Genomic DNA, 21,639 nt, shown 5'->3' on the forward strand with positions numbered 1-21,639 from the left:
CGCTATAAAAGAGACCTCCGAATGGAGGTCTCGATGTTTGTAATCTTAGTTGATAGGCTGAGTTTGCCGTTTATTCTGCGACGCCGCCTTGGGTCAGTTTGGCTGGATTAAGCAATCGCTCTAGTGTGGCTCTATCCAAATCAGTTTCTTCTTCCGCGACATCAATAATCGCGCGTCCCTGTTTGTAGGCTTTTTTCGCGACTTCTGCCGCTTTTAGGTAACCAATGACCGGGTTGAGAGCCGTGACCAAAATTGGGTTTTTGGCGAGTGCTACATCCAAGTTATCTTGGCGAACTTCAAACGTCGCAATGGCTTTGTCAGCTAAAGCGGTTGCGCTGTTAGAGAGTAACTCGATGCTCTCCAATACGTTATGAGCAATAACTGGCAGCATGACGTTAAGCTGGAAGTTGCCCGCTTGGCCTGCGACGGTTATGGTGGTGTCATTACCAATGACTTGCGCTGATGCCATAGCTGCTGCTTCTGGGATCACAGGATTTACTTTGCCAGGCATGATGGAAGAACCCGGCTGCAAGCCTTGTAATTCAATTTCACCTAAACCAGCCAATGGGCCTGAATTCATCCAACGAAGATCATTTGCGATCTTCATGATCGCAACTGCTGCTGTTTTGAGCTGTCCCGACAGAGCGACGATCGCATCTTGACTGCTTAAATTGAAAAAGAAGTTATCACTGGCCGTGAACTGAATGCGAGTTGATTGGGTTAGGTTGCTAGCGAATAAGTCTGCAAAGCGTGGATCGGCATTGATCCCCGTTCCAACCGCCGTACCACCTTGGGCTAAGGCTTTTACAGCAGGAAGTGTTTGTTCAATCGCTTGTTTTGCATGCTCGATTTGGAACTGCCAACCGCCAAGTTCTTGAGCAAAGGTAATTGGCATCGCGTCCATTAAGTGGGTGCGACCGGTTTTTACAACATCTTTCAATGCTTGCTGTTTAGACTCTAGTGTTTGGCTGAGGTGTGACAGGGCCGGGAAGAGCTGTTTTTCGATGGCTAATGCTGCGCTAACTTGAATGGCCGTCGGTACCACATCGTTGCTGCTTTGCCCCATGTTGACGTGATCATTAGGGCTAACAGTGCCGCCTAGATGCTGGGAGGCCAGTGTTGCAATTACTTCATTCGCATTCATATTTGAGCTAGTGCCTGATCCTGTTTGGAACACGTCAATTGGGAATTGCTCAATATGATTGCCTTCGATAATTGCTTGAGCTGCGTCAGCAATCGCGTTGGCAATATCTCCTTCAAGCAGCCCTAGCTGTGCGTTGGTGAGTGCCGCAGTCTGCTTGATGTGTGCTAACGCTTTGATAAAACCAGATGGCATTTTATGTTGACTGAATGAGAAGTTATCGACGGCGCGTTGAGTTTGGGCTTGGTAGAGAGCATCTGCAGGGACCGTTACTTCGCCCATACTGTCAGTTTCTATGCGGAATTCGGTGCTCATGGTAGGGATCCTTTTGGTTAATCGAGTGAGATTTGAATCAGGCGTAATTGTTGTTGTAGTGCGAGAAATTTCACGTCGCCTTGTTCAAACTGGTAGTAATAGCGTTTGAGGCAGAATAATGGCGTATGGATAGAATCGAGACAGACACGACGGAAGATACGGCTGCGAGTTGAGTCTTGAATTGCGTCTAGTAAATGGAAATAAACCTGACGTAAAAACAGCTCACACAACAATAGATTTTCTTCATCGGCATCGTGTTCATAACAAGAAGACAACACCATTCCCCAATGAATATAGTCATGAATCACGTCTGGCTCAAAGCCATGTGGTGCGGCGAGAAGGAATCTATCTTGGGCTTTAAAAAATGCGTTAAAGATGTCCCGTTTGTTGTCCATAACCACCTCTCATTAAATGTAATGATAATTATTATCAATTAAATTGTGGGTTGGCAACCCTTTTTAGAGTAAGAGGTTGTTGAAGAAAGACTTACGGAAACAAAAGCCGACGCAAAGGCGTCGGCTGAGTAGGAATTCATTTATGCTGAGTGAAACTAAGTCACTGTCGTTTGAATACCGGTGAATTAGCTTGTCGCCGTTATTCAGTAAATAAGGTTTCGTACTTCACAAATGCGGTTTGTGTTTCACCATAATACAGTGTGCCGCCTGATTGAATGACGACTCTTAACCAGCTTTCTGCAGATGCAGGCTTTGGTAAGGTGATGTACCAGCTTTGGCCTGCTTGATCGGCGGGCTTCATATCAATCGGTTGAGCGTTTTTCTCTTTGTCACTCACAATAGAAACTTTAACCCCTTCGAGTGGGTAAGCGGCGTTGAGTGACAATTCTAAGTTATTTTTAGTGAGTTTTTCAGAGCGAAATTTCACTTTAAAATCGCCATTTTCCATATCACACAGACCACTGGTGTAACGACAATTAGACTTACTCGCGAGTTTGTAAGTTTCCCCTTCTTGCGCCGCGTGGGGTTTCTCGCTGAGGGCCATATCGGTACCGAAGTAAGCGATCAAAGAGAGAACTGGCGCAATCAGTAGAGCGAGAATAAAGTGCTTGTTTTTGAACATCTTGGCTTCCTTGCAACGACATACTGCGAATATGGTAACTGAAAAGTGAGAATAAAAAAGCCCCGGACGGCTGGTTCCAAACGGGGCTTTTGTGGTTTTGATTAGTTTTTAGTGATCCACTGCACTACCAGCACCTACTGGCACGCGAACGTGTTCGACTAGGTCTTTTACTTCTTGTGGCGTTTCTGCTGTTACTTTGGAGACAGCGAATGCGACGATGAAGTTAAATAGTGCGCCAATAGCACCAAACGCGTTTGGCTCAATACCCAGGAACCAGTTTGTTCCCCAGCTTTCTAGATATTTCCAATCAGCAACGAAAAGGATGCCTTTGTGTTGGAATACGTAGAACAGCGTAATACTGATACCTGCAATCATACCGGCGATTGCGCCTTCTTTGTTGATGCTCTTGCTGAAGATGCCCATCATCAATGCAGGGAAGATGGATGAAGCGGCAAGACCAAAGGCGAGTGCTACCGTACCTGCGGCAAATCCAGGCGGATTTAAACCGAGATAGCCTGCGGCTGCTATCGCTACTGCCATTGATATTCGACTAGCAAGTAGCTCTTTTTTCTCGGATATGTTCGGATTGATAACCCCTTTGATTAAGTCATGGGAAATAGCTGAAGAAATGGCGAGTAGTAAACCTGCTGCGGTAGATAGTGCAGCTGCAAGACCACCTGCTGCCACAAGTGCGATCACCCAGTTTGGTAGTTTAGCGATCTCTGGGTTAGCCAATACCATGATGTCGTTATCAACGCGCAGTTCGTTGGTGGACGCATCTGAAGTGTATTGGATATTGCCATCGCCATTTTTATCGTCAAAACCGAGTAGTCCAGTTGTTTCCCAGTTTTTGAACCACGCAGGACGCTCGTCATACGCTAGGTGCTGACCCGGAGCTGGATTTACCGTATTCATTAGGTTGAGACGAGCCATCGCTGATACCGCTGGTGCTGTAGTGTAAAGGATTGCGATGAAGATCAGAGCCCAGCCTGCTGATGTACGTGCGTCGCGAACCTTCGGCACGGTAAAGAAACGGATAATTACGTGTGGTAGACCGGCAGTACCAATCATCAGTGACATGGTGTAGACAAACATATTAAGTGTGTCGCCACGTACTTGGGTCGTGTATTCACTGAATCCGAGTTCGGTCACAACTTGGTCAAGCCGATCGAGTAGATAGACATCGGTACCAGCCATGGTACTCCCCAGACCAATTTGTGGGATTGGGTTACCAGTGAGTTGCAGAGAGATAAAGATTGCAGGGATAGTGTAAGCAAGAATGAGTACGCAATATTGAGCAATCTGCGTGTAAGTGATGCCTTTCATGCCGCCAAGAACCGCGTACATGAAAACGATACACATACCAATTAATAGGCCGGTGGAGTAATCCACTTCTAAGAAGCGACCAAACGCAACGCCCACGCCTTTCATCTGACCGATAACATAAGTCACTGATGCGATGATAAGACAAACAACCGCTACGATACGTGCTGTGTTGGAGTAAAAGCGTTCACCAACAAACTCTGGCACCGTAAACTTACCAAATTTGCGTAGGTAAGGCGCTAGCAACAGCGCAAGCAGAACGTAGCCACCAGTCCAACCCATTAGAAATACTGAGCCGCCATAGCCCATGAAGGCAATTAAGCCTGCCATTGAGATAAACGACGCTGCGGACATCCAATCGGCTGCGGTTGCCATACCGTTTGCAATCGGGTTTACACCGCCACCAGCAACGTAAAACTCTTTGGTTGATCCGGCGCGAGCCCAAATAGCAATCCCGATGTACAGGATGAACGTGGCGCCAACGACCAGGTAGGTAATAGTTTTCAAATCCATCTGAGTGACTCCTTATTCGTCCACGCCGAATTCACGGTCAATTTGGCGCATCTTCCATGCGTAATAGAAAATAATTCCTAGGAACGCATAGATGGAGCCTTGTTGAGCAAACCAGAAACCGAGTTTGTAACCGCCTAGTTGAAATTGATTTAGTACGTCGACAAATAAAATGCCGCAGCCGAAAGACACGACGAACCAGATGACCATTAGGCCGATCATGAGCTTCACGTTTTTGTCCCAATAGGCTTTGGCTCTTTCTTCGCTTTCAAATGCCATTGCCGTCTCCTTACGATTGGTATTGTTGTTAATGAAATGTTTCAATATGTACATTAGCAAGGTGTTGGCAATAACTCTTTTCAACTTTAGTCGGGGTGTTAAAAATGAAGAACCCCCATATTATGGGCTTTTGCAGCGAACAAAGGGGCAAAACGTTATGTTAATAAACTGTTAAGTTAGCCAAAGGTCTAAAGGTTGATTGGATAAACAGGCATGATTAAGACGGGCCATTAATCTTTTCTTCATTGAACTTGGAGATGCTGTGTAAGTATTGGTGGTGATCTTGTGGCTCTTAAAGAGAGAAGGCGTAGATAAGAAAGCTCACAAGTAATTTATTTACATAAAGTTTTCGCATCAAATCACCGTTTTAACGCACAATAAAGTAATATAACTGAGTCATTCTCGTACAACCTCGCATTTTGAGACGGTGTAAAGGGGAGGCAGATTAGGGCATTACCTCATTAACGAAGTAGCCTTGCTCATCACAATTATTATCGTTTTTCATTAAGGGAGGGTGAGAATGGACGCAGACACCATTAACAGTTTTTTTCTAATAGGTGCGTTGTTAATCGCACTTAGCGTTCTTTTAAGCCCAGTGTCTTCTAAGTTGGGAATCCCAATTCTTTTGGTATTTTTAGCCGTTGGAATGCTAGCGGGGGAAGACGGCTTAGGCGGCATTTTATTCGATAACTTTTCGATCGCTTATTTGGTTAGTAACCTCGCATTAGCCATCATTTTGCTTGATGGTGGGATGAGAACGCGGGTCGCCAGCTTTAGGGTTGCGTTATGGCCCTCGGTCTCTTTGGCGACATTTGGCGTTGCGATCACCACCATTTTAACCGGGCTGATGGCAACGTGGTTATTCGACTTAGATTTATTGCAAGGCATATTGGTTGGTGCGATTGTTGGTTCCACCGATGCTGCCGCGGTCTTCTCTCTACTCAAAGGTCGTAGCCTGAACGAACGTGTTGGTTCAACGCTGGAAATTGAATCCGGCACCAATGACCCAATGGCGGTGTTTCTGACCGTAACTCTGATTGCTATTTTAGCGAACCCTGGCGCAGATTTAAGTGCGGGCTTTTTGGCGTTCAGTTTTCTTAAGCAGTTTGGTATTGGCGCGTTACTTGGCTTCGCTGGTGGCTGGATCTTATGGAAAGTTATCAATCGCAATCAATTACCAGATGGGCTGTATTCTATTTTAACGGTCAGTGGTGGCTTGCTTATTTTCGCTTTATCTAACACTTTGGGTGGCAGTGGTATTTTGTCGATTTACCTTGTTGGTCTTTTATTAGGTAACCGTCCAACACGCAGCCGCCACTCTATTCTTCATGTTTTAGATGGTATGACGTGGCTAGCTCAAATTGGTATGTTCTTGGTGCTTGGTTTGTTGGTTACGCCATCCAATTTACTCTCTATTGCGTTGCCAGGTCTTGCGCTTGCTTTCGGGATGATTTTGTTTGCCCGACCAATCTCAGTTTGGATTGGTTTACTGCCATTCAAGAGTTTCACGCCACGTGAAAAGTGGTTTGTCTCTTGGGTAGGACTGCGTGGTGCTGTACCTATCATCCTCGCGGTATTTCCGATGATGGCAGGGTTGCCAGATGCTCAACTGTACTTCAATTTGGCATTCTTTGTAGTAATGGTGTCTTTGATAGTACAAGGGGGCACGTTGACTAAGGCGATGTCTCTTGCAAAGGTCGAGCTACCTTCTAAGCCTGAGCCAATTTCGCGTACGGGTGTAGAGATTTACCCGACCAGTGAGTGGGAGCTGTTTATCTATAGACTTAAAGCAGATAAATGGTGCATTGGTGAGCCATTACGTAGTCTTTCGATGCCGGAAGGAACGCGTATCGCCGCTGTATTTCGCAGTAAAGAGCTATTGCACCCATCCGGCAGTACGCGTCTTGAGGAAGATGATACCTTGTGTGTATTAGCACAAGAAAAGGATTTAGATGCACTGAGCTTACTGTTTAGTGAAGCCCCAGAGAAAGCGTCGCTAGCGCGATTCTTCGGTGACTTCTTCCTCGATATTGAAGTGAAGCTTGCCGATATTGCCGTGATGTATGGTTTGAATCTGGGGGATGAACCGCTGGATAAAAGTTTGAGAAACCTTGTCGAAGAGCAATTAGGTAGCACGCCAGTATTGGGAGACCATTTCGAGTGGCAAGGTTTGCATTGGATCGTCGCTGATGTTGTTGATCAGCAGGTCACTAAAGTCGGTATCCGATTGCCAAACGAAAAAAGTAAGTCTGACGATAAGATGTCAATCTAGTCGCTCATTTCCGTCAGCATAATCACGGCTTGCGTGCGGTTCTTTACACCGAGCTTACGGAAAATCGCTGTCATGTGCGCTTTTATGGTGGCTTCTGAAACATTCAATTCGTAAGCGATTTGCTTGTTCAGCAAGCCATCGGACAACATTCCCAACACTTTATATTGCTGCGGTGTTAGCGCAGCAATCTTTTCCGCTAAGTCATTACATGCCGCGTTATTGGTGATCAACCCTTCAGGGAAGTATGGGTCGCCATTCAGCACTTGATTGAGCGCGTTCACTAATTCGCGCATGTCGCTGGACTTGGGAATAAAACCAAATGCACCATGGCTTTTCACCTGCGTCACGATCGCCGGCTCTTCACTCGCTGAAACGACGACGATAGGTAAATCTGGATGCTCTGCTCGCAAATGAATCAAGCCAGACATACCATTTGCTCCTGGCATTTTGAGATCCAATAGCACTAAATCTGGCTCTTCCTCTCGCTCCAACAAAGCCAGAAGTGCGTCGAGTGAGTCCGCTTCCAGCAAATTTGCACCACTAATAGCCATGTGGATAGATTGAAACAAGGCATTCCGGAAGAGTGGGTGATCATCTGCAATAATGATGGTGTAGGTCGAATCCATGACGTTAAACACTTTTGACTATTTCGTTAAATTTATTATTGTCCAGCTTTGAGAGAGTGGACAATATTTATTCGCTAAAAGTCTGAACCAAATCGACTTTTATTAGGAAAATTGCATATAAACGCAATGTTCTTATTCAAATCTGAGCAACAAAAAAAGCCAGTGGACATCACTGGCGTTTGAAATATCTGGTTATCAGAACTGCTTGATATGCTCTAAGAAAGGCTCGGCTTGCATAAAGCCCGTCAAACGAGCGTTTGAAACGTGTTCACCACTGGCATCCCAAAACTCAATTGTTGGTAAACCAAGCACACTCATGTGCTTCAGTAGTTCGATGTCTTGCACTTGGTTTTTGGTCACGTCCGCTTGCAGAAGAACGAAGTCTTGCAGTTTGGCTTCGACGCTTGGGTCATGGAAGGTGTACTTTTCAAACTCTTTACATGCTACACACCAATCGGCGTAGAAATCGAGCATGACGGGTTTACCTGCCGCTTTCGCAAGTGCCAGTTGTTCTTCAAGATCCGCCACGTTAGCAATGCGAGTAAAGCTAACAGTGGCTTGCTGAGTTTGTGTTGTGCTGTTGCCAAACCAGTAATTTAAGATAGGTTGTGCTGAGGCTAGCAAACCTAAGACGGCGATTATGCCCACGGCACTTTGTTTCCAGCCACCAAACTCTAGACTGTTTTTGATGTGGTATAGCCAACCAAAAGCAGCAATACCCAGTGCTGACCACAGAATCGTTGACCACATTTCTGGCATGATGCGTTCTAGTAAGAAGATAGGTGCGGCAAGCAGAATAAAGCCGAAGAGTGTTTTCACTCGGTCCATCCAACCACCTGCTTTTGGTAGCAGTTTGTTGCCGAAGACCGCAACAAGAATCAGCGGAATACCCATGCCCATCGCCAGCGCGTATAACGCGATACCACCGGTAAGCAAATCGCCGCTTTGTGCCACGTAAAGTAGCGCACCAGACAGAGGTGCCGTGGTACATGGTGAGCACACCAGTCCAGAAATCGCCCCCATGGCGAATACGCCTGCACTGCTGCCGCCTTGCTGTTTGTTGCTGAGGTTGTTTAACCACGTTTGAACGTTGCTTGGTAGCTGTAATGAGTACAGACCAAACATAGACAAAGCGAGTGCGATGAACAGTACGCTCAAGCCAATCAGCACATAAGGGTGTTGCATTGCCGCTTGGAACTGCATACCTGCAGATGCCACCACAAGGCCGAGTAGGGTGTAAGTCAGTGCCATGCCTTGCACGTAGACGAATGACAAGCCTAGCGCGCGGCGTTGGCTTAGCTTGCCACTGCCAAGCACTATGCTGGTCAGAATTGGGTACATCGGCAGCACACAAGGTGTAAACGCCAAGCCCACACCAAGCGCCAAGAACAGAAGTGGTGTCCACCAGTTATCAGCAAGGTTGGCAGCAAGGCTATCTTGCTGTGTTACTGGCACTGATGATGTGTCACCAGACGTAGATGATTGCACCGCTGGTGGCGTTGCTGTTGGTGCCTGTTCTGCTTTTGATGCAGTTGTCGCCGTTGTTGAATCTGAGTTCGACGAAGTAAACGCGCTGATAGGAATCACGCGAGTTTCTGGCGGGTAACAGAAGCCTGCTTTCGCACAACCTTGGTATTGCACCACCACGCGCGCACCGTCTTGCCAATCATACATTGGTACGTTAACGAAGAGAGGTTGCGTATAGATATGCACGTCACCAAAGAATTCATCTTTATGCGGTGTGCCGTCTTCCATTTGCAGTTCGCCTAGCGATACTTTCTCACCAGCTACAGACAAGCGCTCTTGATATAGGTAGTACCCGTCACGTACCTGCCAATCGAGCATCAATTTGTCATCTTGCTGGTAGAAGTTAAATGGAAACGCCTGATCAACCGGAACAAAGCTGTCGCTGCTGCTACCAAAACTGTTGTTCTGGCTACTGTTAAACTGGTCTTTGCCAAATAAAGCTAAAGACGGAGTGGAAAAGGTAATGAGCCCTAAGAGTAAAACGGAAAGTAATGCGCGCATAAAAGAGTCAATTCATCTTAGATAATTGCCGTTAGTGTAACTCAATCAGACCCGGAGGCGAGTCAATAAGTTTCATGAAAATGAAGATTTATTGAGCATAAATCAAGACAACAGGCAATAAAAAAGGGAGCCGAAGCTCCCCGAGTAAGACTCTGTTTCTACTAGATCAGTAGACCACCGAATGCGAAGCCAAGTGCTACCGCAGAAGCGATGGTTACCACACCAGGTACAAAGAATGGGTGGTTGAATACGTACTTACCGATACGAGTTGAACCCGTGTCGTCCATCTCAACCGCTGCTAGAAGCGTTGGGTAAGTTGGCAGCACGAATAGCGCACTTACTGCTGCGAAAGATGCAACTGCGGTAAGTGGTGCCACACCGATAGCAAGTGCTGCTGGCATCAGCGCAACAGTGGTTGCACCTTGTGAGTAAAGCAGCATTGAAGCGAAGAATAGAACGAGTGCTAGCATCCATGGGTAGTCTGCTAGTAGCGCACCCGCAACTTCTTTGATGCCGTCAACGTGCGCGTTAACGAACGTAGAACCTAGCCATGCCACACCAAGAACACACACACATGCTGTCATACCAGAGCGGAATGTTGCTGCTGCTGGGATTTTGCCAGCATCGATTTTACAGCTCATTACGATAGCTGCCGCAGCTGCTAGCATTACCGTCATGATAGCTTCGTTACGACCTAGAGCAGGGTTCTCGATAAGGCCAACAGAGCCAGAAATTGCTGCTGCGTAACACACGACAAATGCGATTGCGCCTAGGAAGATGAATGTTGCTTTCTTCGCTGTTGGTAGGATTTCGCGTTTTGCTTCTGTATTTAGCTTGATTAAGCCTTTTTCTAGACGCTCTTGGTATTCAGCATCGTCTTTTAGCTCACAGCCCATGAAGTTCGCCACGAACGCACCGATCATGCACGCGATGAACGTCGTTGGGATACAGATTGCTAGTAGTGTTAGGTAGTCAACGCCAAATGGGTGCAGCATTGCCGCGAACGCTACAACAGCCGCTGAGATTGGTGATGCGGTGATAGCGATTTGCGATGCTACGACCGCGATAGACAGTGGACGAGAAGGGCGCACGCCTTGGCCTTTCGCTACTTCTGCAATCACTGGCAAAGTAGAGAATGCCGTGTGGCCAGTACCCGCCATTAATGTCATTAGGTAAGTTACGATAGGCGCATAAAAGGTGATGCGCTCAGGATGCTTGCGCAAAAAGTTTTCAGCAACTTGCACCATCCAGTCTAAACCACCCGCTACCTGCATTGCTGCGATAGCGGTGATTACAGACATGATGATCAAAATTACGTCAACGGGAATGTAAGCTTGGCTTGTTGGTACGCCCAAGATCAAAGACAACGCAATGACCCCAGCACCACCGGCAAAACCAATGCCGATACCACCGATTCTTGCCCCCAAATAGATGAAGAGCAGAACCACGAAGAGTTCGACCATGACCATATTGATACCTCTTTAGTTTTTTATTTGATTCTGATTTTTTGAACACTCAGGAACAGGAGTAAATGCTCAGAGAATGAGAACCTAGTGGTTTAGCGGCAATAAAAGCATATAAAAAATGTGGTTAACCGTATGAGAGCCTAAAAAAGGGGCCTGAGTGGCCCCCTTCGGATTCGTTATTACTCGTAACGTTTTGCTTTGTAAGTAGGATGCATGAAGTTTTCTACTGACAAGATTTCATCAAGCTCCTCTGCTGTAAGCAGACCGCGCTCTAGCACGACTTCACGAACACTCTTACCAGTTTCTGCACAAATCTTACCTACGATGTCACCTTCGTGGTGGCCGATGTATGGGTTTAGGTAAGTGACGATACCGATAGAGTTGTAAACGTAGTTTTCGCAAACTTCTTTGTTCACAGTGATGCCGTCGATACATTTATCGCGTAGGTTCACACACGCATTGTGTAGTAGAGAGATAGACTCAAACACGCTTTGTGCGATAACTGGTTCCATTACGTTTAGCTGTAGCTGACCGCCTTCTGCTGCGAAAGAAACCGTGTTGTCGTTACCGAGAACTTTGAAGCAAACTTGGTTTACTACTTCTGGGATAACTGGGTTTACTTTAGCTGGCATGATTGAAGAGCCTGCTTGCATTTCAGGTAGGTTCAATTCATTTAGACCCGCACGAGGACCAGAAGAAAGTAGACGAAGGTCGTTACAGATCTTCGATAGTTTCACTGCTAGGCGTTTTAGCGCGCCGTGAGTCATTACGTATGCACCACAGTCAGACGTTGCTTCGATAAGGTCTTCTGCTGCAACAACGTCAAGGCCTGTTACTTCCGCTAGGTGTTTTACTGCAAGTGCTTGGTAGCCAGTTGGTGTATTTAGACCAGTACCGATTGCGGTTGCGCCTAGGTTGATTTCTAGGAGGAGTTTAGATGTGTAATCTAGAGCACGAATCTCTTCGTTTAGTGTTACCGCCCACGCATGGAACTCTTGACCTACTGTCATTGGTACTGCGTCTTGAAGCTGAGTACGGCCCATTTTCAGTACATCTTTAAACTCAACGGCTTTAAGTTCGAATGCGCCTTTTAGGTACTCAATTGCTTCCATTAGCTTATGTACGCTGTTGTATACCGCAATACGGAAACCTGTTGGGTACGCACAGTTGGTTGATTGGCTCTTGTTTACATGGTCATTTGGGTTAACAAATTCGTATTGGCCTTTCTCTTTACCCATCAACTCAAGCGCAACGTTTGCGATCACTTCGTTCGTGTTCATGTTAACTGAAGTGCCTGCACCGCCTTGGAATACGTCTGATGGGAACTGATCCATACACTTGCCAGTTTCTAGGATCAAATCACACGCTTCGATGATGTAGTTTGCAACGTCTTTTGGAATAGCGCCAAGTTCTTTGTTTGCTAACGCTGCTGCTTTTTTGGTCATTACCATGCCGCGTACAAATTCTGGTACGTCAGAGATGGTCATATTGGAGATGTTGAAGTTCTCGATCGCACGTAGCGTATGAATACCGTAGTACGCATCTGCAGGGACATGACGTTGACCTAATAGATCTTCTTCAATACGAGTGGCTGGGTTTGCTGTTTTTGGAGCATCAGATAGGGTAGCCATAGCAGGATCCTTAGATGATAATTCTGATAATAAAGTTATTTATTAGCCATTTCTGCAATCTAGAATCCATTCATCAGAATTTTTGGCTGGAAAATCCGTCCTGACTTATGTGGCACATGATACTGCACCTAGCGCATAAAAATAGTAACTAGATCACCTTTTTCGTTTTTCATGAGTCAATAATTTGCAAAGTATGAACGGGTTATTAATAACCCTTTATAGGTACTCGATTTTCCTCGACAAACATGAGTTTTTAGAGTTCGAAATTAGCACTTTAAAAGCACGAAAAAATCGGTATGCAATTGAATGAAACGCGTTCCCGCTACTTTGTCTAAAAGAGAAGGAGACCAGTATGAACACGCTTTTTTACAACGATTCGTTTGAGCTTAGTCTGCTTTTACCATTACACTGAATTAAACAAAGGAGGGCGTGTGTTTCCTATCTTATTATTAGCGTTTATTTTTGTTCCGATCATTGAAATCGGCTTATTTATTCAGGTGGGCGGCTTTTTAGGTTTATGGCCGACCATTGCACTAGTCTTAATCACTGCATTTGTTGGTGCGTCGTTGGTTCGTAGCCAAGGTATACAAACACTGATGTCAGTACAGGGGCGTCTTGAACAAGGTGAAATTCCAGCCCAGCAAATTTTTGAAGGCGTAATGCTAGCGGTGGCTGGCGTGCTACTGTTAACCCCGGGCTTTATGACCGATGCCCTTGGTATGTTGGTGTTGCTTCCTGCGCCACGCGCCGCGATAGCTAAATACTTGATGAGCAAAATGGTGGTGAAAACCATGCATGGTGGTGGCTTCCAAGGTGGTTTCTCTAACCAGGGGCCATTTGAGCAAGACCCGTTCCGTCGTGACCCTTTTGATTCCCAGTCAGATAATGGCAAGACCTTCGAAGGGGAATACGAGCGTAAAGACGATGATGATCGCAACAAGCTCAACTGATTGAGTTAGACAGTAAAGAAAACAAAAGGGCGCACCAAGCGCCCTTTTCTGTATTTGGAATTCGTGCTGCTTACAATGCGCCTTCAAAGCCCATTTGACGCCATGCTTCAAAAGCAATGATCGCAACGGCATTCGAAAGGTTTAGGCTGCGCGCATCTGGCATCATTGGAATGCGAATACGCTGCTCCATTGGCAAGCTATCGATGATTTCAGCAGGCAAGCCACGAGTTTCTGGACCAAACATCAAAACATCACCCGCTTGGTATTGTGCATCAACGTGGTGACCTGTGGTTTTGGTGGTGCAGGCAAACAATCGATAGTTACCTTGCTTCTCTTTCTCTAAATACTCTAAGAACGCTTGATAGTTTTTATGGCGTGTTACGCGAGCTAAATCATGGTAATCCAAACCAGCACGACGGACTTTTTTCTCTTCAAGATCGAAACCCAGAGGTTCAATTAAGTGAAGGTTTGCACCGCAGTTGGCGCATAGTCGAATGATGTTGCCGGTGTTCGGCGCGATTTCTGGTTCGTATAAAGCGATATCAAACATGGTATTGAAATAGAGTTGGTCAAAGAGAGGGGCAGTATATACCCAAGTCACCGAGATATGCGAGATTCAGCAAGATTGACCTGGGTATGAAAGCAGGCATTAGCGCGGATGTTAATACCGTGAGTAGTGATGCTCTTTATAAGAGAGCGTGAGCATAGTTTTCTTCAACTGCTCGCCAGTTGACGACGTTCCACCACGCATCAATATATTCTGGGCGACGGTTTTGGTAGCTGATGTAATACGCGTGCTCCCACACGTCTAATGCGAGGATTGGTTCACCGCGCACATCCACTACGTCCATCAGAGGGTTGTCTTGATTACTGGTGGACGTAATGTGAATCTCACCATCTTTTACGATCAGCCATGCAAAGCCAGACCCAAAGGTATTGATGGCAGCTTGGGCAAACGCCTCTTTAAATTGCGCAAAGCTACCAAATTTATCGTTAATTGCTTGAGCAAGCGCGCCTTGAGGCTCTCCGCCACCGTTTGGTGACATGCAATTCCAATAAATGATGTGGTTGTAATAGCCGCCACCATTATTACGTACTGCTGGACTGAGCTTAGAGATATTGTCAAAGATCTCGTCTAATGACTGAGTTTCGAGCTCGCTCCCTTCAACGGCATTTACAAACTTATCAAAGTACGTCTTGTGGTGTTTGCTGTAATGCACTTCCATGGTTTTCGCGTCGATGTACGGCTCTAGTGAATCGTACGGGTAAGGCAGAGCGGGAAATGTATGTGACATAGTAAATCCTCCTTAATTGGAAAATTTACTTTAATGCTAACGATAATTATTATCAACTTTGATCTTTGTAAGGGTATTCTAAGAAGCCTCGCCAATTTCTAAAGTGAGGGTGGGGCTGTGAATCACTCACTCTAGAAATATGGTGCGAATTATTGTTAGTTCATCAAATTGAGACTAACAATTGATCGGTAAGGTGATACTCATGCGCAATCCGCCTAACGGACTTCGGCTGGCTGCGATCGTGCCACTGTGCTGGCGAATGGCACTTTCGGTAATGGTTAGGCCGAGACCTGTGCCGCCAGAGTGGCGATCGCGTGCCGTGGAAACGCGATAGAACGGGCGAAAAATCGCGGCCAGTTCCTCTTCTGGTACACCTTCTCCATTATCGTCAACCGTGATACGAAGCGTATCGTCATCGGCTTTGATGTCGATTTGTACCTCATCTTTTCCGTAGTAAATGGCGTTACGAACGATATTTTCCACCGCACTCATCAGCAGTTTAGGGTTACCGGAAATATTGCGCTTAGGTAATTCTGAATAGTGTAGCTGTTTGCCCATTTGCTCTGCTTCAAACTGCGCATCTTTAATGATTTCTTCCCATAAACTTTCTAGTGGCTGTGTTTCGCGAGTCATATGACTGTTCGCCTGCATGCGAGAAAGCTCTAATAGTTCGCTGATCATCTGTTCCAAGCGCTGCGCTTCGGTATCGATACGAGTCAGTTCTGGGCTTTCGCCTTGTTTACGCGTCGCTAATGCGCTTGCCATACGCAGACGAGTTAAAGGTGAGCGCAGCTCGTGAGAGATATCGGATAGCAAACGTTGTTGTCCTGAAATCATTTGATTAACCGCTTCGACCATCTGGTTGAAGCTGCTGCCTGCTTGACGAAATTCCGCCGTACCTTTTTCTAAATTTGGGTCTGTGACAAATTCACCTTTCGCCACACGTTGAGCAGCGGCTTCAAGACGACGTGCAGGCTGACTCAAAGCCCAAGCAAGCCATAACAGCAATGGTGTACTAACCAGCATGACCGCAAGCAAGAGCTGGAATGGGTGATCAAACAGACGCAGGAGTAGAGGTGGTGGCTCATTCCACTTGAAGCCCACGTACATCAAGATATCGGAACCTGCCAAAGTGATAGGAATTGGGCCCGCAATCATGTATCGACCATACAGCTTCTGCTTTGGATTATTGTAATCTTCGATACTGGTGACAAAGTTTTGCATGGCACGCAATTGAAAATTGCTGCGTTTTTCTGTCGTAAGAACATTACCGCTGTAGTCAGAAAAAAAGACTCGTGGGCGAGGGTCGTGCTTGCCGTGGCGGTTGCCCTCGATACGAAAAAGTATGCGGCCTAAATCAGTTTGCTGGCTGTATTTTTGTTGGATTGAGTCACGCGTTTCTACCATACGTTTGTAGTGTTCTTCTGGAATATCGCGAGCTTTGCGTGGGTCCAAATGTGGCAGTGATAGCACGGCTATCAATACTAATAACATGGTGAACCAAAAAATGGCAAAGATGCGTCCATACAGGCTATTGATGTTTGGCAGTTTGATGCGTGATAGGTGCATTAATCCTCCTCAAGCAGCATGTAGCCACGACCACGCAGGGTTTTAATTCGCGGCTTGCCATTGCTTTGATCTGGTAATTTTTTACGTAAGTTCGAGACATGCATATCGATAGCGCGATCAAAAGCAGCGAGTCGTTTACCAAGCACATCTAAGCTCAGTGTCTCTTTGGTCAGCACTTGTCCTGGGTTTTGTACGAAGTGGGTGAGTAGCGCAAACTCGGTTGCCGTGAGGTCGAGTAGCTGTTGCTCACAATACGCTTCTTGCTTACCGGGATAGAGGCGGATTTCTTGATACTCAATGCAATCGCTGTTTTTGGTATTTTTTTGTGTGCTGCTAGTGCGGCGTAAAATCGCACGGATACGCGCCAACAGCTCTCGGTCACTAAAAGGTTTTGGTAAATAATCATCCGCGCCCAGTTCCAAGCCGATCACGCGATCAATTTCTTCCCCTTTAGCGGTCAGCATCAAGACGGGAGTTTCCCAATTTTCACGTAAGCGTTTCAGCGTTTCCATGCCATTGAGTTTTGGCATCATGACATCCAACAAAATCAAATCAATCTTATCATTGATCGCGGCTAAGCCGGCTTCACCGTCATTTGCTTCGCTGACGTCAAACCCTTCGAAACTGAGTACTTCTTTTAATAAGCTGGTTAGCTCGATATCGTCATCGATTAAAAGAATGTTTGCCATGGGGGCACCTATAGTAAGTTACCGATAGCCTAATATTACATTGGAATGATGCGCAACGAAGAGGAGAAAAATCACTCTTTACGATTCTTTACGCTCCCTATACGTCGCTTTACCTAGCGGGTCGTATTCTATACTCAAGCGCTGTGAGAACAGCTCAGAAGAACCACTCACCTGTGTAAGGAATCGTATTATGAAGTCTGCAAAAAAACTTGTGTTAGCTGCTGTTGTTCTACCTCTTACTCTTGGCGCCGCAAGCGCATTCGCTTACGGTGGTAAAAACCATCATAAAGGTCCTCGTGACGAATGCGGCATGGGTATGGACCGAGGTGTCATGCGTCAACTAGACCTGACTGATGCACAAAAAGATCAGCTAAAAGAAATGCGTGAAGCAAACAAAGCAGAAATGAAAGCAAAATTCGCTGATGGCAAAGAAGCACGTATGGCTGAGCGTCAAGCGCATCACGCAAAAGTACAATCGCTTTTGCTGGCGGATAACTTTGATGAAGCTCAAGCTAGCGAATTAGCAAAAGAGATGGTTGAGCGCCAAACGGAACGTCGCGTGCAAATGCTAGAAAGAAAGCACCAAATGCTTAGCGTATTAACACCTGAGCAGAAAGCGAAGTTTGTTGAGCTACAAAATGAACGTATGCAAGAGTGTGGCGACAGAATGCACAAGCGCATGGAAAAGTCGCGCAATAATTAAGTCATGAATTGATGTTATATAAAGAGGCAGCCATTGGTTGCCTCTTTTTGATCTGGTTATTTCATGGTCATTCAATATACTCAACGTATGGTTTTAGTTAACTCTTTGATTATGAAACAGCAATACGCACGTTTAGTTACGACCGCCGCTTGGACTGCAACCATTGTGGCGACGCTTCTTCTGATAGTAAAAGTCATCACGTGGTGGGTAACCGGCTCAGTGAGCTTATTGGCGTCATTGATTGACTCCATGTTAGATATCGCGGCTTCGGTTGTGAATCTTGTGGTGGTTCGTTACGCCTTACAACCGGCAGACCGCGAACATACGTTTGGACATGGTAAAGCTGAGTCCTTAGCGGCCCTAGCCCAAGCAATGTTTATTTCGGGCTCGGCAGTATTTTTGATTCTTAACGGGATTGACCGATTTTTCCGCCCACATGCTTTACACGCACCGGAGTTAGGTGTGTATGTATCGCTGTTTGCGATTGTGGTCACACTTGGCTTGGTGATGTTCCAAAAACATGTGGTTCGCGTGACGGGGAGCCAAGCAATAGCGGCGGATTCTCTGCATTATCAGACTGACTTGTATATGAATGCTGCGATCATGGTGGCTCTGGGGCTCAGTTATTTTGGAGTGACTCAAGCGGATGCTGTGTTTGCGATTGGTATTGGTGTCTTCATTCTTTATAGCGCTTTCAAAATGGTCAGCGAAGCGATTCAAACCTTACTTGATAGAAAGTTGCCCGATGAAGAACTTGAGCAAATTAACCAAGCTTGTTTGAGCGTAAAAGGGGTATTGGGCGTGCATCAGTTACGCACGCGAATGTCCGGACCGACGCGCTTTATACAGTTGCATTTAGAGCTAGACGATAACTTACGATTAATTGAGGCGCATTACATTGCTGATAAAGTGGAAGATAATTTATTGGCTCTGTTTCCTGATGCGGACGTACTGATCCATCAAGATCCATTGTCTGTCGTTTTCGGACCAGAGAAAGAGCAGAAAGCGCAAGATTGGTAGGCTTGAAAAATCCATCAGTGCCCGACGACAAACAGGTACTTATTGACTATCTTTCCATCAATACTTATTAAGATTCGTGATCCTGATATGAATCAACAAAGTTTTATAGAGAAACTGTAATACTCTTACATAAGTAGAAAAGTTACATAAAAAAGTGCGTTTTCATTGGTAATCCTGTAGAGGAAATGTAACATAACGCACAGTTCTGGATTATGCAGGTTGCTTGGTAACAAGGGGCCTAAAAGAAAATTAAATAATTGATTGCCAAAGATCGAGGGTGAGCATGATTAAGAAGATCGGTGTTTTAACAAGTGGCGGTGACGCACCTGGTATGAACGCTGCGATACGCGGCGTAGTACGTACAGCACTATCCGAAGGATTGGAAGTATTCGGTGTGTACGACGGCTACCTAGGCCTATACGAAGGCCGCATCGAGAAGCTAGATCGTTCTAGCGTTTCAGATGTGATCAACAAAGGTGGTACGTTCCTAGGTTCTGCACGTTTCCCTGAATTTAAACAAGTGGAAGTTCGTGAAAAAGCGATTGAGAACCTGAAAAAACATGGTATCGATGCACTAGTGGTAATCGGTGGTGATGGTTCGTACATGGGTGCGAAGAAACTGACTGAAATGGGTTACCCATGTATCGGTCTTCCGGGCACAATCGACAACGATATCGCAGGTACGGATTACACTGTGGGCTACCTAAGTGCACTAAACACCGTTATCGATGCAATCGACCGTTTACGTGATACTTCTTCATCTCACCAACGCATTTCAATTGTAGAAATCATGGGCCGTCACTGTGGTGATTTGACTCTGATGTCTGCAATTGCGGGCGGTTGTGAATACATCATCACTCCGGAAACTGGTCTAGACAAAGACAAGCTGATCAGCAACATCCAAGATGGTATCGCTAAAGGTAAGAAACACGCGATCATCGCGCTTACTGAGCTAATGATGGATGCTAATGAACTAGCACGTGACATCGAAGCCGCGACAGGTCGTGAAACTCGTGCAACAGTACTTGGTCACATCCAACGTGGTGGTCGTCCAACTGCATTTGACCGCGTACTAGCATCTCGTATGGGTAACTACGCTGTTCACCTATTGATCGAAGGTCATGGTGGTCGTTGTGTAGGTATCGTGAAAGAGCAACTTGTTCACCACGATATCATCGATGCAATCGAGAACATGAAGCGTCCAGTACGCAACGATCTATACAAAGTTGCTGAAGAGTTGTTCTAAGCAAGTTTGAAATAGATAAACAAAACCGCGGCTTTCCGCGGTTTTTTTGTATTTGAGAATCAACAAAAAGAAACTAGCGATAGACGAGTGTTAAGACACGCTGCTCTGCTCTATGAGCGTTAATTTTCGCTCGCGCAGCGCAAACAAGTAGCCCAGTAGCCCACCCAACGTATTCCCAACCGCGATACCGATAAACAAGCCTTCAATACTGTAGATTTGGCTCCCGATCCACGCCGATGGCAAGGTAAAAATGAACAGCCGCATAAAGCTCCACTGGAATGCACGCAATGGCTTGTGCATCGCATTCAAACCACTGACTAACATCATCACTATGCCTTGGAAGCCATAACTAAATGGCACCACCAGTAAATAATGCCAAAGCAGGTTTTTCACCGCATCTTCCTGAGAAAACAGCGCAGCCAGAGGAATGCTCAGTGGCACCATCATCAAGAAGATAAACCCTTGGAATACCACTGCAAAACGCATGCTAATAAATAAACCGGAAAAGGCTCGTTGCGGTTGTTTGGCTCCTAAATTTTGTGCCATAAACGGTGTGAGGGCAGAGGTCAGCGACATCAATACTAAAATCAATATAGACTCAATACGCTGCGCTGCGCCGTAAGCAGCAACCGCCGCTGTACCATGGTTGGATAACAGCATCATCAGAATGGCACCGGACAACGGATTCATCGCGTTTGATAGCGCAGCAGGGGTACCAATTCTTAGTGTCTGTTGCCAGTCTTGTTTCAGCAAAGCCCATTGGGGTTGAGCAAGCAATTTTTCCCTTTTAACTAGCACATAGAATGAGCCACATAAAGCACCTAACCAGCTAAAGGCACTTGCTATGGCTGCGCCTTGAATGCCAAGTTCCGGAAAAGGGCCATAACCGAAAATCAACAATGGATCGAGCATGCCATTAATCAAACCAGCCAACATCATGACTTTTGCTGGTGTTTTTGTGTCGCCAGTAGCTCGGATAGCACTGTTGCCCGCCATTGGGATCACTAGCAGAGGAATGGTGAGATACCAGACCTGCATATATTGCTCAATAAGAGGGATGAGATCATCAGACGCACCAAGAAAACGAAACAATGGCGCAATGGTGGTAAAGCCAATAGAAGACGTGATAGCCACAAGTAACACGGCTAACAACAAACCGTGGGTGGTGAACCGAGCAGCTTGTGGTGCATGACCTTGCCCAAGCAAGCGACCAATATTGGTCGATAGTCCCATCCCAATCCCCATCGTAATGCAGTTAACCGCAAAGGTGACAGGGAAGGTATAGCTGATAGCCGCTAGCGCTTGAGTGCCAAGCAACGAGATAAAAAACGTGTCCACCAAGTTAAACATCAAAATTGCGATCATGCCCATAGTCATGGGGACGGTCATTTTCCGCAGCGTTTCAGGAATGGGTGCGGTCAACAAACCATGCTTATCGGTCGCTTGGGGTTCCAGCTTGTTATTTTCCTGCATGTGTGACAACTATCTGGTGAGCAAAC

General features: G+C 46.1%; 19 protein-coding genes. 5 read left to right on the forward strand and 14 right to left on the reverse strand.

Features of this window, described 5'->3' with window-relative positions; genetic code table 11:
* Positions 1 to 70: 70 nt before the first annotated feature.
* The 5 genes from R7044_RS21525 to R7044_RS21545 form a co-directional block, all read right to left on the reverse strand.
* A complete protein-coding gene (locus R7044_RS21525) occupies positions 71 to 1,456 on the reverse strand; it encodes a class II fumarate hydratase (protein WP_005386369.1) in 1,386 nt (461 codons plus the stop codon).
* Between the two features lie 17 nt (positions 1,457 to 1,473).
* Positions 1,474 to 1,851, reverse strand: a complete 378-nt coding sequence (locus R7044_RS21530) for a hypothetical protein (protein WP_005382370.1) — start codon at positions 1,849 to 1,851, stop codon at positions 1,474 to 1,476.
* A gap of 199 nt (positions 1,852 to 2,050) precedes the next feature.
* Positions 2,051 to 2,533 (reverse strand): hypothetical protein, encoded by a 483-nt coding sequence (locus tag R7044_RS21535; protein ID WP_005382371.1) that lies wholly within the window; start codon positions 2,531 to 2,533, stop codon positions 2,051 to 2,053.
* 108 nt (positions 2,534 to 2,641) lie between these two features.
* Complete coding sequence (locus R7044_RS21540; RefSeq protein ID WP_005382372.1) at positions 2,642 to 4,369, reverse strand: sodium:solute symporter family protein; 1,728 nt, start codon at positions 4,367 to 4,369, stop codon at positions 2,642 to 2,644.
* 12 nt (positions 4,370 to 4,381) lie between these two features.
* Entirely contained in the window at positions 4,382 to 4,645 is a 264-nt protein-coding gene (locus tag R7044_RS21545) for a DUF4212 domain-containing protein (protein WP_005382373.1), read from the reverse strand.
* 520 nt (positions 4,646 to 5,165) lie between these two features.
* Here R7044_RS21545 and R7044_RS21550 point away from each other — a divergent pair.
* Positions 5,166 to 6,917, forward strand: coding sequence for a potassium/proton antiporter (locus R7044_RS21550; protein WP_054577280.1), 1,752 nt, complete (start codon positions 5,166 to 5,168; stop codon positions 6,915 to 6,917).
* Here R7044_RS21550 and R7044_RS21555 read toward each other — a convergent pair.
* The 4 genes from R7044_RS21555 to aspA all read right to left on the reverse strand — a co-directional run bounded on the left by R7044_RS21555 (position 6,914) and on the right by aspA (position 12,668).
* Positions 6,914 to 7,543, reverse strand: coding sequence for a response regulator (locus tag R7044_RS21555; RefSeq protein ID WP_005382375.1), 630 nt, complete (start codon positions 7,541 to 7,543; stop codon positions 6,914 to 6,916). The genes R7044_RS21550 and R7044_RS21555 overlap by 4 nt on opposite strands.
* 195 nt (positions 7,544 to 7,738) lie before the next feature.
* Complete coding sequence (locus R7044_RS21560; RefSeq protein ID WP_225455800.1) at positions 7,739 to 9,571, reverse strand: protein-disulfide reductase DsbD; 1,833 nt, start codon at positions 9,569 to 9,571, stop codon at positions 7,739 to 7,741.
* Between the two features lie 161 nt (positions 9,572 to 9,732).
* Positions 9,733 to 11,040, reverse strand: a complete 1,308-nt coding sequence (locus R7044_RS21565; protein WP_005382378.1) for an anaerobic C4-dicarboxylate transporter — start codon at positions 11,038 to 11,040, stop codon at positions 9,733 to 9,735.
* Between the two features lie 176 nt (positions 11,041 to 11,216).
* Complete coding sequence (gene aspA, locus R7044_RS21570) at positions 11,217 to 12,668, reverse strand: aspartate ammonia-lyase (RefSeq protein WP_005382379.1); 1,452 nt, start codon at positions 12,666 to 12,668, stop codon at positions 11,217 to 11,219.
* A 431-nt stretch (positions 12,669 to 13,099) separates the two neighbouring features.
* On the opposite strand from aspA, the gene R7044_RS21575 reads away from it, so the two are divergent.
* Complete coding sequence (locus R7044_RS21575) at positions 13,100 to 13,618, forward strand: FxsA family protein (protein WP_005386383.1); 519 nt, start codon at positions 13,100 to 13,102, stop codon at positions 13,616 to 13,618.
* Between the two features lie 70 nt (positions 13,619 to 13,688).
* On the opposite strand, the gene trmL is transcribed toward R7044_RS21575, so the two are convergent.
* The 4 genes from trmL to R7044_RS21595 all read right to left on the reverse strand — a co-directional run bounded on the left by trmL (position 13,689) and on the right by R7044_RS21595 (position 17,171).
* Positions 13,689 to 14,168 (reverse strand): tRNA (uridine(34)/cytosine(34)/5-carboxymethylaminomethyluridine(34)-2'-O)-methyltransferase TrmL, encoded by a 480-nt coding sequence (gene trmL, locus R7044_RS21580; RefSeq protein WP_005382381.1) that lies wholly within the window; start codon positions 14,166 to 14,168, stop codon positions 13,689 to 13,691.
* Between the two features lie 136 nt (positions 14,169 to 14,304).
* A complete protein-coding gene (locus tag R7044_RS21585; RefSeq protein WP_005382382.1) occupies positions 14,305 to 14,913 on the reverse strand; it encodes a superoxide dismutase in 609 nt (202 codons plus the stop codon).
* A gap of 174 nt (positions 14,914 to 15,087) precedes the next feature.
* Entirely contained in the window at positions 15,088 to 16,482 is a 1,395-nt protein-coding gene (gene cpxA, locus R7044_RS21590) for an envelope stress sensor histidine kinase CpxA (protein WP_054579327.1), read from the reverse strand.
* Positions 16,482 to 17,171: a response regulator gene (locus tag R7044_RS21595; protein WP_005382384.1), complete on the reverse strand. Its 690-nt coding sequence runs from the start codon at positions 17,169 to 17,171 to the stop codon at positions 16,482 to 16,484. Before R7044_RS21595 ends, cpxA begins: the two co-directional genes overlap by 1 nt.
* Before the next feature lie 190 nt (positions 17,172 to 17,361).
* On the opposite strand from R7044_RS21595, the gene R7044_RS21600 reads away from it, so the two are divergent.
* The 3 genes from R7044_RS21600 (at position 17,362) to pfkA (ending at position 20,140) form a co-directional block, all read left to right on the forward strand.
* Positions 17,362 to 17,874 carry a CpxP family protein gene (locus R7044_RS21600; protein WP_005386388.1) on the forward strand — a complete coding sequence of 171 codons (513 nt, stop codon included), beginning with the start codon at positions 17,362 to 17,364 and terminating at the stop codon, positions 17,872 to 17,874.
* 111 nt (positions 17,875 to 17,985) lie between these two features.
* Positions 17,986 to 18,894, forward strand: coding sequence for a CDF family cation-efflux transporter FieF (fieF, locus tag R7044_RS21605; protein ID WP_025768809.1), 909 nt, complete (start codon positions 17,986 to 17,988; stop codon positions 18,892 to 18,894).
* A gap of 283 nt (positions 18,895 to 19,177) precedes the next feature.
* Positions 19,178 to 20,140: a 6-phosphofructokinase gene (gene pfkA, locus R7044_RS21610; RefSeq protein ID WP_005381521.1), complete on the forward strand. Its 963-nt coding sequence runs from the start codon at positions 19,178 to 19,180 to the stop codon at positions 20,138 to 20,140.
* Positions 20,141 to 20,230: 90 nt separating this feature from the next.
* On the opposite strand, the gene R7044_RS21615 is transcribed toward pfkA, so the two are convergent.
* Positions 20,231 to 21,613 (reverse strand): MATE family efflux transporter, encoded by a 1,383-nt coding sequence (locus R7044_RS21615; RefSeq protein ID WP_225455801.1) that lies wholly within the window; start codon positions 21,611 to 21,613, stop codon positions 20,231 to 20,233.
* Positions 21,614 to 21,639 lie beyond the last annotated feature (26 nt).

The organism is Vibrio sp. 1402, assembly GCF_033340275.1.